This window comes from Chryseobacterium salipaludis (genome assembly GCF_022968825.1).
GTDB classification, from domain to species: domain Bacteria; phylum Bacteroidota; class Bacteroidia; order Flavobacteriales; family Weeksellaceae; genus Kaistella; species Kaistella salipaludis.
In genome coordinates this window covers 1-518 of record NZ_JALHKS010000022.1, presented here as the reverse complement: position 1 = coordinate 518, position 518 = coordinate 1, and the positions used below count along the sequence as shown (strand labels likewise).

Here is a 518-nt window from a genome sequence, read left to right as displayed (position 1 = left end):
TCATTATACTTCGTACATAGTACTTGGGTACAATGAGTGGTGGAGAATATCGGAGTCGAACCGATGACCTCCTGCGTGCAAGGCAGGCGCTCTAGCCAGCTGAGCTAATTCCCCTCTAGCGGAGATTTTAAATTCTAAATTCTAAATTTTAAATTATGTAAGCACCTGGCGTTAATCTAAAATCTGTAATCTAAAATCTATAATCCCTTCAATTAGTAGTCTCGGGCAGGCTCGAACTGCCGACCTCTACATTATCAGTGTAGCGCTCTAACCAGCTGAGCTACGAGACTTCATTTTTAGACGCTCAGATGATAGACTTTTAGATAATAGACGCTTAAGACCTGAAGTCTGAGCGCTGTTTGTCTAAATTCTAACCTCTGATGTTCTAAAATCTCCTCTCCCTTCTACTAATTTCTAGTGGGTATAAGTTAAAATAATAACCAAAAAGTAAAAACTAAAGCATCCTTTATTATAAAGCCAAAGGATTAATAAAATGTTTCTTGACTAAAAGTCTCTAA

At 37.8% G+C, this 518-nt stretch carries 2 tRNA genes; both read right to left on the bottom strand.

The window, feature by feature from the left end:
* Positions 1-37 precede the first annotated feature (37 nt).
* Positions 38-114: transfer RNA gene (locus MVI27_RS11830), tRNA-Ala, on the bottom strand.
* Positions 115-216: 102 nt separating this feature from the next.
* Positions 217-290 (bottom strand) — tRNA-Ile (locus MVI27_RS11825).
* Positions 291-518: the final 228 nt, after the last annotated feature.